This window comes from Urbifossiella limnaea (assembly GCF_007747215.1).
Lineage (GTDB): Bacteria > Planctomycetota > Planctomycetia > Gemmatales > Gemmataceae > Urbifossiella > Urbifossiella limnaea.
Genome location: NZ_CP036273.1, coordinates 2,524,816 through 2,539,932 on the forward strand (window position 1 = coordinate 2,524,816; position 15,117 = coordinate 2,539,932).

At 70.8% G+C, this 15,117-nt stretch carries 13 protein-coding genes; 5 read left to right on the forward strand and 8 right to left on the reverse strand.

Features of this window, described 5'->3' with window-relative positions:
* Positions 1–7: 7 nt before the first annotated feature.
* Positions 8–733 (reverse strand): HAD family hydrolase, encoded by a 726-nt coding sequence (locus ETAA1_RS10045; protein WP_145237112.1) that lies wholly within the window; start codon positions 731–733, stop codon positions 8–10.
* Positions 734–745: 12 nt separating this feature from the next.
* A complete protein-coding gene (locus tag ETAA1_RS10050) occupies positions 746–1,447 on the reverse strand; it encodes an ROK family protein (RefSeq protein WP_202920807.1) in 702 nt (233 codons plus the stop codon).
* 144 nt (positions 1,448–1,591) lie between these two features.
* Between ETAA1_RS10050 and ETAA1_RS10055 the strand changes: the two genes are divergently transcribed.
* Both ETAA1_RS10055 and ETAA1_RS10060 read left to right on the forward strand, forming a co-directional pair.
* On the forward strand, positions 1,592–1,900 hold the full coding sequence (locus ETAA1_RS10055; protein ID WP_145237115.1) for a putative quinol monooxygenase: 309 nt from the start codon (positions 1,592–1,594) through the stop codon (positions 1,898–1,900).
* A 213-nt stretch (positions 1,901–2,113) separates the two neighbouring features.
* On the forward strand, positions 2,114–3,433 hold the full coding sequence (locus tag ETAA1_RS10060; protein ID WP_145237118.1) for an outer membrane beta-barrel protein: 1,320 nt from the start codon (positions 2,114–2,116) through the stop codon (positions 3,431–3,433).
* A gap of 64 nt (positions 3,434–3,497) precedes the next feature.
* Here the strand turns inward: ETAA1_RS10060 and ETAA1_RS10065 are convergent, their stop codons facing one another.
* The 4 genes from ETAA1_RS10065 to ETAA1_RS10080 form a co-directional block, all read right to left on the reverse strand.
* Positions 3,498–4,523, reverse strand: a complete 1,026-nt coding sequence (locus ETAA1_RS10065; protein ID WP_145237120.1) for a WD40 repeat domain-containing protein — start codon at positions 4,521–4,523, stop codon at positions 3,498–3,500.
* A 28-nt stretch (positions 4,524–4,551) separates the two neighbouring features.
* Complete coding sequence (locus ETAA1_RS10070; RefSeq protein ID WP_145237123.1) at positions 4,552–5,817, reverse strand: DUF1501 domain-containing protein; 1,266 nt, start codon at positions 5,815–5,817, stop codon at positions 4,552–4,554.
* Positions 5,818–5,830: 13 nt separating this feature from the next.
* On the reverse strand, positions 5,831–7,105 hold the full coding sequence (locus tag ETAA1_RS10075; RefSeq protein WP_145237126.1) for a carboxypeptidase-like regulatory domain-containing protein: 1,275 nt from the start codon (positions 7,103–7,105) through the stop codon (positions 5,831–5,833).
* 98 nt (positions 7,106–7,203) lie between these two features.
* Positions 7,204–8,769, reverse strand: a complete 1,566-nt coding sequence (locus ETAA1_RS10080) for a DUF1549 domain-containing protein (RefSeq protein WP_145237129.1) — start codon at positions 8,767–8,769, stop codon at positions 7,204–7,206.
* A gap of 99 nt (positions 8,770–8,868) precedes the next feature.
* On the opposite strand from ETAA1_RS10080, the gene ETAA1_RS10085 reads away from it, so the two are divergent.
* The gene (locus ETAA1_RS10085; protein ID WP_145237132.1) at positions 8,869–10,290 is read left to right on the forward strand and encodes a TIGR01777 family oxidoreductase; all 1,422 of its coding nucleotides are present in this window, start codon (positions 8,869–8,871) and stop codon (positions 10,288–10,290) included.
* A gap of 59 nt (positions 10,291–10,349) precedes the next feature.
* Here ETAA1_RS10085 and ETAA1_RS10090 read toward each other — a convergent pair whose 3' ends face one another.
* The gene (locus tag ETAA1_RS10090; protein WP_145244618.1) at positions 10,350–11,198 is read right to left on the reverse strand and encodes a glycosyltransferase family 2 protein; all 849 of its coding nucleotides are present in this window, start codon (positions 11,196–11,198) and stop codon (positions 10,350–10,352) included.
* A 110-nt stretch (positions 11,199–11,308) separates the two neighbouring features.
* On the opposite strand from ETAA1_RS10090, the gene ETAA1_RS10095 reads away from it, so the two are divergent.
* Positions 11,309–12,442, forward strand: coding sequence for an NAD(P)/FAD-dependent oxidoreductase (locus ETAA1_RS10095; protein ID WP_145237135.1), 1,134 nt, complete (start codon positions 11,309–11,311; stop codon positions 12,440–12,442).
* A 124-nt stretch (positions 12,443–12,566) separates the two neighbouring features.
* A complete protein-coding gene (locus ETAA1_RS10100; protein ID WP_145237138.1) occupies positions 12,567–14,363 on the forward strand; it encodes a GTPase domain-containing protein in 1,797 nt (598 codons plus the stop codon).
* A gap of 64 nt (positions 14,364–14,427) precedes the next feature.
* Here ETAA1_RS10100 and ETAA1_RS10105 read toward each other — a convergent pair whose 3' ends face one another.
* Positions 14,428–15,117 carry a response regulator gene (locus tag ETAA1_RS10105; protein WP_145237141.1) on the reverse strand — a complete coding sequence of 230 codons (690 nt, stop codon included), beginning with the start codon at positions 15,115–15,117 and terminating at the stop codon, positions 14,428–14,430.

The window sequence follows — 15,117 nt, forward strand, 5'->3', positions numbered from 1 at the left end:
GGGCGCGTCACGCCCCGGTGGTGGCCACCGGCCCTGGCGGGTGCCGTGCCGGGTTCGGCCGTACGCCCGCCAGGTCGTCCGCCAGCAGCCGGTCGATCAGCTCGATGACGCCGGCCCCGCGCGCACCGGTGGTCACGACGTCGGCCGTGGCCTTCACCGCCGGCAGGGCGTTCGCCACTGCCGCCGACAAGCCGCACAACTGCAAGAAGGCGTGGTCGTTCTCCGCGTCGCCGACGCCGACCACGGCCCCCGGTGGAATGCCCAACTCCTCCAGCGCCGGGGCCAGGCCGGTGGCCTTCGTCACGCCCGGCGGCAGGGCCATCACCGCGCCCTTGTTGAAGACGAGGTGCCACTCCAGCCCCAGGTCGCGGATCGCCGCCAGCACGGCGTGTTCGTGCGGCACCACCGTGGCAAGGATCGACCGGCCGGCCGACAGCGGCACGCCGCGCTTCAGCAACTCGGCAACGAGTTGCGGCGGCGGCGGGGCCGCGATCGGGCGGACGCGGTTCGAGGCCGGATCGTACAGCAGGGCGCCGTTCTCCAGCACCAGCCGGTCGAACAGGTGGGCGTGCGCGAACGTGGCGAGGAAGTCCTCCAGCTCGCGGCCGCTCACGAGGACGAGCTTGCGGCCCGAGGCGCGGACACGGCGGAGGGCGGCGAGGGTGGCGTCGTCCACGACGCCGTCGTGGGCGAGGGTGCCGTCGAAGTCGGTCGCCAAGGCCAGGTACTTCACCGATTCCTCCGGTCAGCGGACGACCCGCCACGGCGCTTCGGGCGGGCAGCGGTGCGGGTCCACGTCCTCGGCCCACACGCGGAACCCCCCGGCGAAGGCGTCCTCGTTGCCGCCGCGGCGGGTGTGCGGCGGCAGCGGGTCCACGCGCTTCGCGTTGCCGCCGCCGAGGACCACGTAATCCGCCTTCATCGCGTCGCGGACGTGCTCCACCACGCGGATCACGGTGGCGAGCCACACCGCCTCGCCGAGGTACTTGAGGCCGCGCTTCCCGACGTGGTCGGCGACCGTCCGCCGCCGGCCGTAGGGGAGGCTGCCCAGCTCCAGCGGCATGACGACGTGGTCGGTCACAATCGCCGAACCGAGCCCAGTACCGAGGCCGAGGAACAACATCCGCCCGCCGGTGTACGCGCCGAGTGCCTGCATGGCGGCGTCGTTCACGACGCGGACCGGGCCGCCGAACGCGGCGGCGAAGTCGAATCCGACCCAGCCCGGCCCGAGGTTTCCGGGTTCCACCTCCGGGCCGTCCGGCCCGACCGCGCCAGGGATTCCGATCGACACCGCCTCGTACGGCCAGTCGTGCGTCCGCAGCTTCACTTCCTCCACGAGAGACTCCGGCGCGAGGGTGCGGCCGGATTCGAACCGGCGCGGCGCCGGCTGACCTGTGGCTAGTAGCTTGACGTGCGACCCGCCCACGTCGATGACCAGAACGTTCACGCGGCCCTCCGACGTCCGACAGAGCGAACGGCGTGCCGCGCGCCGGCGCGGCAGCCGTGCCAGGACACCGGGCACCCAGAGGGGATAGAACGAACTTCACCGGCAGATTGTGCCGAAACCTGTGGTAGCGCCCTGGAGCAGACCGTGATTCACGTGATCGCCACGATTCGCCTCAACCCCGGCACCCGGGCCGCGTTTCTGGATGTGTTTCACAAGCTCGTGCCGCTCGTGCTCGCGGAGGACGGCTGCCTCGCGTACGGCCCCACCGTGGACGAGCCGACCGGCCTGGCCGTGCAGGAACTGGCAGGCGAGGACGCGGTGGTGGTCGTGGAGCAGTGGGCGAGCCCGGACGCGCTGCGGGCGCACAGCGCCGCCCCGCACATGGCGGACTACCGCGTGGCGGTGAAGGACTACGTGCGCGGGGTGTCGCTGCTGGTGCTACGGCCGGCGTAGGGCGTGGTCGGCCACGTGTGTACGCATCCTCCGACCGGTGCGGCCGGTCGGCCTTCTCCAGATTCACACGTCTTCCCCGCCGGGGCAGGTCGGGGGTTCAAGGTAATCCGCGGGGGTAGCCGAAAACCCCAAAGCCGCGGGACCGGTAGCCTACCGGTTCCGCTCGGGCTGTACCACGGCCCGACCACCATCCCCATAGGTCACGGACGACCCATGTTCACGTCCCTGCTACTGACGACCGCCGTCGCCGCCGGCCAGCCGCCGGCCGGCGGCTACTACCCGCCGGGCACGCTGCCGACGCGGCAGGTGCCGGTTCAGGTGATCCAGCCCGGTCAGCTCCCGATGACCGCCCAGCCGACCCCGATGCCGATGACCGAGGCCAAGAATGGCAACGGTGCTCCCGCCGCCGAGGCGCCGGCCGCGGAGGAGCCGGAGGAGGCTCCGGAGAAGTACTTCCTGGAGCGGACGATCGAGGGCACCCGGTTCGGCGAGTTGCTCAACAACCGGGGCATCAAGATCTACGGCTGGACCGAAATGTCCTACAGCCCGAGCACGGCCAGCGGCTCGAACGCCCCGATCTACATGAACGACCGGGCCAACGAGTTCCTGATGAACCAGAACTACCTCGTCGTCGAGAAGACGCTCGACACCGAGAAGGACTGCTTCCAGCTCGGTTGGCGTGTGGACATGATCCTGCCCGGTAGCGACTACCGCACCACCCTGCCGCGCGGCATCTGGAACAGCCAGCTGACGCGGAACAACGGCGGCCCCGAGCTGTACGGCATCGACCCGTTCCAGTTCTACACCCAGGCCTACCTGCCGGGCAGCGGCACCACGGTGAAGTTGGGCCGGTTCGCCACCCACGTCGGGTACGAGCTGGTGCAGGCCGCCGACACGCCGTTCGTGAGCCGGTCGTACATGTTCCAGTACAACCCGTTCACCCACACCGGTGTGTACGCCACCACCCCGGTCGGTGACAACTGGACCGTCGGCTACGGTCTCTCGACGGGCACCGACACGTTCATCGACGCCCCGACGAACCGGCTGACGTACCTGGGTGCCCTCAAGTGGGCGCCGAAGGACGGCGACACGACGGTGACCGCGAACGTGGTGGTGACGAACCCGTCGTTCGTCGCGGCCGAGAATTTCGCCCACTACAACTTCTACAACCTGGTGGTCACCCACAAGCTGACCGAGAAGTTGAGCTACGTCCTGGACGCCGGCTACGCCCACATGAACAACGCTCCGAACGTCGGGTTCACCAACTGGTACGGGGCCGCCAACTACCTCAGCTACGCCCACTGTGACAACCTGACGAGCACCCTCCGGGCCGAGGTGTTCGACGACGCCGACGGGTTCCGCACGGGGTTCGAGGGGCTGTACACGGCCGTCACCTACGGCCTGGCGTGGAAGCCGATGACCGGGCTGATGGTCCGCCCGTTCGCCCGGTACGACAACAACAACCGGACCAACGTGTGGGAGGGGAACCAGAACCTCTTCACCGGCGGGATGGACCTGATCGTCCGCTGGTAACCGGCGGGTAGTGGACGGGTAAGGGAGCCCGGGGACGACCGTCCCCGGGCTCCACTCGTTGTGCCTACGCTGCCGGCGGCACGCGCCAGAGTTGAACTGGAGAACGGTTCTCGGGGTAGTCGCCCGCCTGCCCGCGGACGCGACCGTTACCGCTGCTGTTGGCGTTCGTTAACGCCGCCGCCAGCTTCGACCCGTCGGCCGTCAGCGCCACGCTCTGCACGTTCGGCTTCGCCACCTGGAACACCGGCTGTGCCTCTCCCGGCTTGAGGATCAGCACCTTTCCCTGCCCCGGCTGGCCGCTGGTACACGCCACGACGGAACCGCCCGGGTGCCACGCCAGGTCGGTGACGTAGCCCTCGGCGGGGGCGCCGCCCTTCCACTGCCACAGCCGCTTGCCGCCCGGCCGGTCGAACGCGATCAGCAGTGGCGTACACTCCACGAACCCGCCCGACTTCGGCTCCGCGCCGCCGACGACCAACGTCCGCCCGTCGGGGCTGAGGAGGAGGCTGCGGACGCCGCCCACGTCCTGGACGCGGTCGAGCTTGTGCAACTCGCGGGCCTCGAAAGTGCGGCCGGGTCTGCCGGTTGGCGCCTCGAACTCGCGGACGACGCCGAACAGGTCGCCGGCCAGTACCGTCGCTCCGTCGGGGGTGAAGGTGACGCCCAGAATGTCCGAGGCGGCGTTCACCTCGGCGCGCTTCGCGCCGGTGCGAGTGTCCCAGAAGCGGACGTGGCCGTCGCGGCCGCCGGAGGCGAGCAGGGTGCCGTCGGCCGAGACGGCGACGGACCGCGCCCAGCCGTCGTGCGCGGCCTCGACGGTCCACAGTTGCTTGCCGTCGTTGTCGCGGGCGGTGAGGCGACCCCAGCTGTCGGCCGTGAACAGCGCGGCGGGGCCGAACGCCAGCCCGCTCACCCAGCCGTTGTGACCGTCGAGCGGCGGCAGCACTGTCGGCGTGTCGGCGGACGTGGCCCAGCGGTGAACTTTGCCGTCGCACCCGGCACCTGCGAGGACGCGGCCGTCGGGCCGGAAGCGGAGGCGGGTGAGCTGGCACGGCGGGTCGAGCGGGCGGCCGAGTTCGACGGGCGGCATGGTGGGGGTCCGAAGGAAGGGCGGTGGCTCAACTCAGGATTTCGCGCACCGGCTTCATGTCTTCGTGGGCGATCGGCAGCGGCTGACCCGCGTTGCGGTACTGGGTCGCCTCGGGGTCGATGCCGAGCGCCCGCCACCAGGTGTGGAACAGCGCCCCGATGTCGTGCGGCTCCGTCGCCACGTCGGTCCCCTTGTCGTTGGTGCGGCCCGCGGCGACGCCGCGCTTCAGGCCGCGGCCGGCCATCGCCACGCTCCACGCCTCCGGCCAGTGGTCGCGGCCGACGTGGCCGTTGATCCGCGGCGTCCGCCCGAACTCGGCCATCGCCACCACCAGCACGTCGTCGAGCATGCCGCGCTCGTGGAGGTCTTCGATGATGGCGGCGAACGGCTTGTCGAACTTCGGGTGCTGGCTCAGCGCCTGGTTGAAGTGGTCGCCGTGCGAGTCCCAGCCGTAGCTCGTCACCTTCACGAACGTGACGCCTGCTTCGAGCAGCCGCCGGGCGAGCAGCAGGTGCCGGCCGAGGTCGTGAGTGCCGTACCGCTGCTGGTCGCGCTCGGGCAGCTTCGACAGGTCGAACAGCTCGACGCGGCGCTGCAACTGGGCCGCCATGTCGAAGGCGTAGCTGTTGGCTTCCACGTTCTCGGTGCGGCGGCCGGCGGCGTAGCGCTGGTCGGCGAGGCGGCGGAGCGCGTTCCGCTCGTCGTCGTCGGCCGCGGCGAGGCCCGGCGGGCGGAGCAGGTTCTCGGGCGGCTTGCCGTCGCCGAGGGCGAGCGCCCCGTAGCGCGGGCCGAGGAACCCGGCGTCCTTCGGGATGAACCCCCCGCTCATCGGCTTCACCCACACGTAGGGCGGGAGCCCGCTGTCGCCGTCGCCAACGAGTTTGGCCACGGCCGAGCCGAAAAACGGGAACACGACGCCGCGGTTCTTCGGGTCGCCGCGCTGGATGCGGTCCACGCCCGCGGAGTGTGAGTTGTCCTGCGTGGACACGCTCCGCACGAGCGCCAGGTGCTTCATCACCCGGGCGGAGTGGGGCAGCGTTTCCGAGATGCGGATGCCGGGGACGCTGGTGGGGATCGCGCGGAGCGGCCCGCCGAACGGCGTGTTCGGCTTCGGGTCCCAGCTTTCGAGCTGGCTCATGCCGCCGTCGAGCCAGACGAACAGCACCTGCTTGCGCCGGCGCCGCAGTTCCTGTGCGACGGCGGGGGTGCAGAGCCCGGCGAGGCCGGCCCCCGCGGCGCCGAGCCAGCGGCGGCGCGAGAACCGATGTTCGGCCCGGGTACACAGGCGGTTCATCACCCACTCCCGCTTACTTCTTCGGCGGCGCCAGTTCCAGCGTCGCCGTCTCGTTCACCTTAACTTCGACGGTACCGCTCAGCTCGCCGAGCCGAACCTCGTAGCGGCCGGGGGCCAGCCGCTCGAACCGGGCCACGCCGTCGCGCACGTCGGCGTCGAGCCCCAGCGCCGACGCCGCGGTGGCAAACACTTCCGGCGGCAGCGGCGAGTCGTCGGCGGGCACGGCCTGTGCCTTTCCGGTCGTCCCCGCCGGCGCTTTGACGGCCAACTTGCCGGCTGCGGCGGGGTTCAGCGCGAAGTCGTGCGCCAGCTTGCCGTCGGCCGGCAGGGTCAGCCACTTGGCCTGCGGGGCGAACCCGTCCGACGCCGCGAACACCAGGTACTTCCCGGCCGGCAGCCGGACGTGCTCGTACCGCCCGGCCTTGTCCGCGGCCTCGGCCGTGACGTACACTGTGGCCCGCGGCTTGGCGTTGTCCGAGCGGCCGAACAGCCCGCCGGCGCCGGCGAACGGCATCACCAGGGAATCGACCGGCGGCGCCTCCTTCACCAGTCCCACGTAGCCGACCGCGACTTTCGTGTCGGCCTTCGCCCCGGCCACGGTCACCGCCCCCTGCACGAACGGCGTGTCGTCCGCACCCGGCGGCTCGCTCGGCGACCGCACGAAGTCGGCGGTGAACGTGCCGGCCAGAAAGTCCTTCTCCTCGCCGGGCAGGCTCAGGTAGACACGGCCGGCGACACTCCCCTTCTCGCGCTTGCCCAGTTCCAGCGTCAGGCCGTAGCCGTGCGGGTACTCGTACAGCTTCGGCAGGTCGCCCGCCTTCACCGGCGGCAACTCGACGCCCACCGTGGGCACCTTCCCCATCGGGTCGTCCGGCTTTACGACCAGCTTGACACCGCCGGCCGCGGTCTTCGCCTGCTCCTCCAGCAGCTTTACGGACATCGTCTTGAGGGCGTTGCCGTCCTTGTCGATGGTGCGGAACGTCAGCGTGTCGGTCTGGAACTCGACCTGCTGCGGGGCGAACGCGGCCTTGCCGAGTGACCCGGACGGCGGAGCGGCGGGGACGACGTGCTTCGCCGGGTCCGGCTCCCACACCGCTGCGGGCACGGAGGGCACTACTGGCGTCTTCGGATCCTCCTTCTTCGGCTCGTCGGGCTTCGGCTGCGGGGTCGGGGTGCCGGCCGGCGGTGCGTCGGCAGGTGTCGGGGCCTTCGGCTCCGGGGTTGGCGGGGTCGAATTCCCACCGCAGCCCAGCGCCACGATCAGCAACAACCCGCACAGCGTCCGCATCGGTGTCTCCGGCCTGGAGTCGGGTGGGCGTCCGCGCCCCCGTACGAGGTCGATTGTAAAGGAAGCTGGCGGGGGCGGGCCAGACCGACTCGCGGCCGTCAGTGGTTCACGCCGAACTCCAGCGACGCCAGCAGCGCCCACGCCAGCCGACCGAGCGCCGCCGGCCGCGCCGCTGCGTGCTTCGCCAGCACCTCGCACACCGTCCGGGCCTCGTCCGCCGACGGCCGCCGCGTCAGCACCGCCAGGTACAGTTCGTCCGCGACGGCCGCATCCGGCAGCGCCGCGAGCCGCGACACGAGGTTTCCCGGTGCCGGCTCCACGAGCTTCAGCACGGCCGCGTCGTGGAGCACGAACAGCGCCGCCTTCAGCGACGGGGCGTACTCGTCCTCGGGGTCGCGCGGCTGGTTGTCGAACGCCTTGTGGAACTTCGCCCGAAGCGCGTCCGCCGCCTTCGCGTCCGCCTCGGTCGCCTTCAGCGTCGCGCTCAGCAGTTGGTCGGCCGTCAACCGCTTCTCGACGGCGGTACCGAAGTACCACGGGTCGGCCCGCTCCGCGCTCGCGGGGAGGCGGCTGCTCCGCTGGTACGCCTTCGTGCGGGCCAACTCACCGATCAGCCACTTCAGGTCGAACCGCTTCGCGGCGAACTCCGTGGCCAGCAGGTCCAGCAACTCGGGGTGCGAGCCGGGGTTCGCGGAGTGGTGCAGGTCGAGCGGGTGAACGAGCCCGCGGCCCATGAACGCGAACCACACCCGGTTGACGATGTTGCGGGCGAAGTCGCGGTTGCCCGCGCGTGGGATCAACTCGGCGGCCGCGGCCAGGGTGCTGAACTTTGGCACGCCGGGGCTGTTCGTCTTGCGGTCCGGCGGCTCGGCGAATTCTTGCCCCTTCGGGAAAGTGGGAATGGCGAGCATCGTGCCGCCGGGCAGGGCCGGGGCAGTGGTCATTGGCACCTTCGTGAAGACGCTGGCGAAGCCGAGCTTCTCCGCGGTCACCTTCTCGCCGACGTGCAGCTTGGCGGCGCTGACCAGCGAGAGGTTGCGGAAGAAGGCGTGGAGCCCCTGAAAGTCCTGCTGCTTGTAGTCGGCCACGACGAGGTGGTCGTGGCACTCGCAGCACTGGAAGTTCTTGCCGAGGAACAGCCGGCCCACGTCACGGGTGAGGGCCGAGTGGTCCACCGGGTTCTGGCCGTAGTTTTCGAGCCGCTTGCTGAGGAAGAACGCGGCGCCGAGCGTGTCGGGGTTTTTGTGGTCGGCCCGGAGCATGTCGCGGGCCATCGTGTCCCACGGGGCGTTGGCGGCGAACGACTTCCGCAGGTACGCCGTCCACTCGGGGCTGTCGCCGAGCCGCTCCATGAGCGCGACGTGGAACAGGTCCGTCATCCGCTCCGCGTAGCTTGGCGCGGCCAGCAGGGCGGCGATCCGCTTCTCCCGCTTCTTGGCGTCGATGTCGGCGAGGAACGCTTTCGCCTCGGCGGCGCTGGGCAGCGTACCGGCCAGGTCGAGGGTGACGCGGCGGAGGAACTCGCCGTCGTCGGCCGGCGGCGACAGCGGCACGGCGTCTGCGGCGGCTTTCGCCTCGATCAGTGCGTCGATGCGAGCCGTAAGGTCGGCGCGGGCGGTGCCGGCGAGGGCAAGAACGGCCAGTACGGCCGCGAGGCGGGGCATGGCGGGACCGGGGACGGGCGGCGGGGCGGGAACCAACAAACCGAGTCTACCCCGCACTTCGGGTGCGGGGAAGCGGAAACGCCACCTACAATCGGTGCGATGAACAACTCCACCTTCAGCCGCCGCTCCCCCATGCCGGCGTCGGCCGACGACGTGTTCGCGTGGCACGCCCGGCCCGGCGCCTTCGCCCGACTCACCCCGCCCTGGGAGACCGCCGATGTGCTCGGCGTCGAGGGCGCGTTCGGCACGCCCGGCTACCGCGTTTCCGTCCGAACCAAGCTCGTCGGTCCGGTCGGCGGTACGATGGTGGCCGAACACCCGTCGTTCACCCCGGGCCGCGAGTTCCGCGACGTGCAGCGCCGCGGCCCGTTCGCGTACTGGGAGCACACCCACCGCTTCCTTCCTGACGGCCCCGAGGCCTCGACGCTGGAAGACCACATCGAGTTCCGCCTGCCGCTGGGGCCGCTCGGCAAGCTGTTCGGCGGCGGGATGGTCGAGCGCCGGCTCGCCGCGATGTTCGCGTACCGCCACGCCGTTACCGCCAGTGACCTGCGACGGCACGCCGCGTTCCGCGACCGGCCGCGGTTGCGCGTCGCAATCACGGGGTCGCGCGGGCTCCTGGGCGCGGAGTTGACGCACTTTCTCACGTGCGGCGGGCACCGCGTTCGCCGACTCGTGCGCGGCGACGTGCCGAAGGCGACCTACGACGACGGTACCGAGTCGGTGCCGTGGAACCCGAATGCCGCGCCGCCGCCCGAGCTTCTGGCCGGGTGCGACGCGGTCGTTCACCTCGCCGGCGACAACCTCGCCGACGGCCGGTGGACGGAGCGGAAGCGTCGAGCCATCCGCGACAGCCGAGTGACGCCGACGCGGCTGCTGGCCGAAGCCGTAGCGAAGGCGCCGAACGGGCCGCGGGTGTTCCTGTCGGGCTCCGCGGTCGGCATCTACGGCGACCGCGGGGACGAGGTGCTGACCGAGGAGTCGGCACCCGGAAGCGGCTTCCTCGCCGACGTGTGCCGCGAGTGGGAAGCTGCCGCGACTCCTGCCGCGGATGCCGGGACACGCGTGGCCCTCCTGCGGACCGGAATCGTGTTGACCCCGCGCGGCGGGGCGCTGGCGAAGCAGCTGCCGGCGTTCCGCGCCGGCGGCGGGGCCGTGCTGGGCGACGGCACGCAGTGGTTTGCGTGGGTCACGAGCGGCGACTGGGTCGGGGCCGTTCACCACGCCCTGATGACGGACGCCGTTCGCGGGCCGGTGAACGTCACGGCACCGCATCCGGTGACGAACGGCACGTTCACCGAGACGCTGGCGCGGGTGCTGCACCGGCCGGCGCTTCTGCGGCTGCCGCGGTCGGTGTTACGCGTGATGTTCGGGGCGATGGCCGACGAGGCACTGCTAACGAGCCTGCGGGCGGTGCCTCGGAAGCTCCTGGAGACGGGATTCGTGTTCGACCACGCGGACGCGGAGGCGGCGCTGCGATACGTGCTGGGATGCAGTCGCGTAACAGTGCCGGCCCCGTAAGGGGTCGGAGCGACAATCGCTCCGACCCCTTACGGGGCCGGCTCAGGACTCTCACGCGCTCAGTCCGCCGCCCAGTAGCGGACGATGCACCACAGCGCCTGGAAGGCGTCCTTCAGCCCGATCTTCTTCCCCTCCTCGTACGTCCGGCCGCTGTAGCTGATCGGCACCTCGTAGATCCGCCACCGGCTGCCGTCCGCCTTCTTCTTGGCGATCTTCGCCGTCACCTCCGGCTCGAACCCGAACCGGTCGCTCTTGAGGTTCAGGCTCTGAATCACCTCGCGGCGGAACACCTTGTAGCACGTCTCCATGTCGGTCAGGTTCAGGTTGGTGAACATGTTCGACAGCAGCGTCAGCCCCTTGTTCGCCACCGAGTGCCAGTAGTACAGCACCCGGTGCTGCTCGCCGATGAACCGCGACCCGATGACCACGTCGGCCCGGTTCTCGACAATCGGCTGGATCAACTTCGGGAACTCGGCCGGGTCGTACTCCCAGTCGGCGTCCTGCACGATCACCAGGTCGCCGGTGCAGTGCTTGAACCCCTCGCGGAGTGCGGCCCCCTTGCCCATGTTTTTCGGCTGGTGGAACACGCGGACGTTGTCGTACCGCTCCTCCAGCTGCTTCAGGATGGCCGGCGTGCCGTCGGTGGACTGGTCGTTGATGAGGATCAGTTCCTTCGGGATCGGCACGACCTGCACCCGCCGCACGAGCTCGGCCAGCCACCGCTCCTCGTTGTAGACGGGGATGACGACCGAGAGCTTGAACCCGGCGGGGAGCGGGAAGATGCCGATCTGCCGGCACGGGCCTTCGCCGAGGAGTTTGTGGAGGAACGCCACCCGCGCCTCGCGGTCGGCGGGGAGCCGGTCGAGAATCTGGGTCAGCCCGGTTTCCTGCGTGTTCGATTCCGTCATGGTCATGCCTGAGTCCCTGGCGGGCGTCGTGTGGCGGGGCGAGGGCGTCGAATTATGGGTTATCGCCGCACGGCGAGCAACCCGAACCGGAGTCGTCTTAGAATGCCCGGATGGAACGGCACCCGGACGTGGCGGTGGTGGGCGGCGGCATCGTCGGCCTGACCGCGGCGTATGAGCTGGCGAAGGCAGGGTTTACGGTCGAAGTGCTAGACCGTGGCCCGCTCGGCGCCGAGGCGTCGTGGGCGGGTGCGGGTATCATCCCGCCGGGGAATCCGGAGCGCGCCGCGACCCCCATCGACACGCTGCGGGCGCTCGGCTCCGTCGGGATGCCACGGCTCGCGGAGGAGCTGCGCGAGCGGACTGGCATCGACACCGGCTACCGCCGCTGCGGCGGGATCGAGTTCCTGCACGCCGCCGACCGCGACGTAATCGACCTGTGGGAGGCTGAAAGACTCCCGTACGAGCGGCTGACGCAGGGGGAATTGGCGGTGCGGGAGCCCGCGGCCGGCGGCTTCCCCGGCGAGCCGTACCTGCTGCCGACCTGCGCCCAGGTGCGGAACCCGTGGCACGTCCGCGCTCTGATCGAAGCCTGCGGGCGGTTGGGCGTGCGCCTGCGACCCGACACACCCGTCGATGGTTGGACGTACTCGGGGAAGCGCGTCACCGGCGTGCGCCTGTCGCGCGGCGAGACGGTGACGGCGGAAGCGTGCGTCCTCGCGGCGGGGGCGTGGAGCGAATCCTTCCTCGAACCGCTCGGCCACGCGCCCGGGGTGCATCCGGTGCGCGGGCAGATCGTCCTGTTCCGCCAGCCGACGCCGTCCATCGAGCGCGTACTGATGACGGGGAAGCGGTACTTCGTGCCGCGCGCCGACGGCCGCGTGCTGGTCGGTTCGACGGAGGAACCCGAGGCCGGGTTCGTAAAGTGGTCGACGGCCGGCGGAGTCGCCGATCTACTCGCCTTCACGACGAACCTGATCCCGGCGTGGGCCGACGCCGAGGTCGAGAAGACGTGGGCGGGCCTACGCCCGGGCTCGGCCGACGGCCTACCCTATCTCGGGCGGGTGCCCGGGTGGGAGGGCGTGCTCGTAGCCACTGGTCACTTCCGCGCCGGGGTGCAACTGTCGGTCGGCACGGCTCGCGTACTCGTGGAGCTGCTGACTGGGAAGTCGCCGAGCGTGCCGGTGTCGGCGTTCGCGCTCGACCGCACGCCGGATCAGACGACGCGGCCGGCATTCCGCTCTTAACCGGGCGAACCGGCGGCGTCGCCGCCGGGTGTGGACGGTATTCACCTACGCGCCGCCACCCGGCGGCTGACGCCGCCGGTTCGCCCGGCTTGAAACTCCTGGCGCGAAACTCGAAACTGTGCCCATGCAATCCCCCGACACCCGGGCGGCGGTCGGCGAACTGGCCGCGGACCTCGGCTGGCTCGAAGACCACTGCCGCGCCCAGCCCGGCCTCGCCGACCACGCCGGCAGTCTCCGCCTCGCCTCCGCGCTCACGCGCAACGTCCTCGGCCCGTTCCTCGAAGACCAGCCGGCCCGGCCGCTCCACGTCGCCGTCGTCGGCGGTGCCGGCGCCGGCAAGAGCACGGTCGTCAACTTCCTGTGCGGTTCCGTCGTCGCGGAAGCCAACCCGCAGGCCGGCTTCACCCGCCACCCGACGGCGTTTCTACCGGCGAGCGGGGCGGCGCTCCCGAGCACGGTCGGCTTCCTCGGCCCGCTGCGCCGCGTCAGCGAGTCGAAGCCCGCCGACCTCGACGAGGACGTGTACCAGGTCCGCCGCCTGCAACCCGGCGCGGGCGCCGACGCACTCGCCGACTTCGTCGTCTGGGACTGCCCCGACATGACGACGTGGGCGAGCAGCGGCTACGTCGCGCGGCTGATGGAGGTCGCCGCGCTGGCCGATGTCGTGGTGTACGTCGCGTCCGACGAGCGCTACAACGACGAGGTTCCGACGCAGTTCCTGCACCTGGCGGTGAGAGCCGGCAAGGCGGTGGTGTGCGTCCTCACCAAGATGCGCGAGGCCGACGCGCCGGCGATGGTGGAGCACTTCCGGCAGGAGGTGCTGGGTCGCCTCCCGCCGCTCCCGGGCGGAGCTCAACCGGCCGTGCAGGTGGTGCCGTTCCCGCAAATGCCGCCCGACGTGCGCAACGACCCGGCCGGGGCCGGCGCCAAGCGCCGCGTCCAGCTACTCAACCAGATTCTCGTGCAGTGCGAGTCGGTCGAGGCGAGCCGCGCCCGCACCGTGACTAACGCGGCACGCTTCCTCGCCTCCGCGGGGGTTGGCCTGCTCGACGTGGCGCGACGCGACCTCGCCGAGTTCGAGGCGTGGAAGGGGGCCGTGCAGGACGGCCGGCTCGCGTTCGAGGACCGCTACCGCAACGAGTACCTGAGCGGCGAGCAGTTCCGCCGCTTCGACCGGTACCGCGAGCGGCTGGTGGAGCTCGTCGAGTTGCCCGGCGCCGGCCGGGTGTGGGGCAACGTGATGTGGGTCCTCCGCGCCCCGTACCGCTGGGGCCGTGACACACTGACGCGACTCATCGTGCGGCCCGAGGTGTTCAACCTGTCCGAGAAGACCGTCCTCGACGCGGCCCTCCTCGGCTGGCTCGACGGGCTGCGTGCCGAGGCCCTGAAACGGGCGGCGTCGCACCCGGTGTGGAAGGCGGCGGCGCGCGGCTTCGACGGCCCGTTGTCGGCCGAGGCGCGAGACCGCTTTCATCACGCGTTCCGCACCTTCGAACTGAAGGAGACCGACGACCTCGAGACGACCGGCCGGCAGCTGGTCGCCCACCTCGAAGGAAACCCGGCGCTGCTGTACGGCCTCCGCGGTGGGAAACTGGCCGCGGACGCGGCCGTGGTCGGCGCCGCGGTGTGGTTCACGTGGCCGCCGGGGTGGGTGTTGCTCCTGTTAGTCCCGCTCGGCGTGTCGGCGACGCACCAGGCCGCGGAACTCGCCGCCCGCGGCGCGGCGGAGGCGGCCAGGCTAAAGGTGCGGAACCACCGCGAATCGCTGATGACGGAGACGCTTACGGCGCCGCTGGCAGTGTGGCTGGCCGACTGGCCTGCGACCGGCGGCACCGCGTTCGAGAAACTGCAACAAGTGTTAGGGCGGGTGCCGCAGCTGATCCGGCTACTGGAAGCGCAGGTGTCGGCCAAGCTGAAATGAGTCACCGCTTGCGGCGTAGCGACACGTCGCTACGCCGCAAGCGGCGGACGAGAATCACCACCTCTTACCCGCGCTGCACCGCCTGGAACAACTCGCTCATCTTCATCCCCAGAGCCAGGCAGATGCGGTACAGCGTCTCGATCGACGCCGAGTTCTTCCCGAGCTCGATCTGGCTCAGGTAGCCGAGCGACACGCCGGTCCGGTCGCTCATGTTCGACAGCGTGAGGCCCAGCGCCTTGCGGCGCTCGCGGATGGCGTTGCCGAGGCTCTCGCGGAGCGCCGACTCGGTCATCCGCAGCAGCCCCTTCCCCTCCAGGCAGCGGAACACCACCTCACGCAGTTGGTCCACCTGGAACGGCTTCGTCAGGTAGTCGAACGTGCGAGCCCGCAGGCAGCTGAGGGCGCTGTCCACCGACGGGTAGCCGGTGACGACGACCACGTTGGCGTCCGGCTGCAACTCCCGCACCCAGGCGAACACCTGCTCCGCCTCGACGCCCGGCAGCACGTAGTCGAGGATGACCAGGTGGTACCGGCCGGCCCGCAGCGCCGACTCGACCAGCGCCGGGTCCGACACCGTGTCGATGACGAAGTCGCGGTTGGCCAGCGCCGACTTCATGACGGCGCAGGTAGGCGGGTCGTCGTCGATGACGAGAATACGGATGTCCCCGGACGACTGCAATTCGAGCAGCGGGGCGGCGGGGGCGCGGGCCGGTCGCGGCGTCTGAATCAGGCGGTCCTCAACGTCGAACGGCAT

Bases quoted from the DNA above. Each gene is read 5' to 3' on its own strand.
- ETAA1_RS10080 (WP_145237129.1), bottom strand. From the start codon at position 8,769: ATGCCCCGCCTCGCGGCCGTACTGGCCGTTCTTGCCCTCGCCGGCACC.
- ETAA1_RS10060 (WP_145237118.1), top strand. From the start codon at position 2,114: ATGTTCACGTCCCTGCTACTGACGACCGCCGTCGCCGCCGGCCAGCCG.
- ETAA1_RS10065 (WP_145237120.1), bottom strand. From the start codon at position 4,523: ATGCCGCCCGTCGAACTCGGCCGCCCGCTCGACCCGCCGTGCCAGCTC.
- ETAA1_RS10090 (WP_145244618.1), bottom strand. From the start codon at position 11,198: ATGACGGAATCGAACACGCAGGAAACCGGGCTGACCCAGATTCTCGAC.
- ETAA1_RS10105 (WP_145237141.1), bottom strand. From the start codon at position 15,117: ATGCCGTTCGACGTTGAGGACCGCCTGATTCAGACGCCGCGACCGGCC.
- ETAA1_RS10095 (WP_145237135.1), top strand. From the start codon at position 11,309: ATGGAACGGCACCCGGACGTGGCGGTGGTGGGCGGCGGCATCGTCGGC.
- ETAA1_RS10070 (WP_145237123.1), bottom strand. From the start codon at position 5,817: ATGAACCGCCTGTGTACCCGGGCCGAACATCGGTTCTCGCGCCGCCGC.
- ETAA1_RS10085 (WP_145237132.1), top strand. From the start codon at position 8,869: ATGAACAACTCCACCTTCAGCCGCCGCTCCCCCATGCCGGCGTCGGCC.
- ETAA1_RS10100 (WP_145237138.1), top strand. From the start codon at position 12,567: ATGCAATCCCCCGACACCCGGGCGGCGGTCGGCGAACTGGCCGCGGAC.
- ETAA1_RS10075 (WP_145237126.1), bottom strand. From the start codon at position 7,105: ATGCGGACGCTGTGCGGGTTGTTGCTGATCGTGGCGCTGGGCTGCGGT.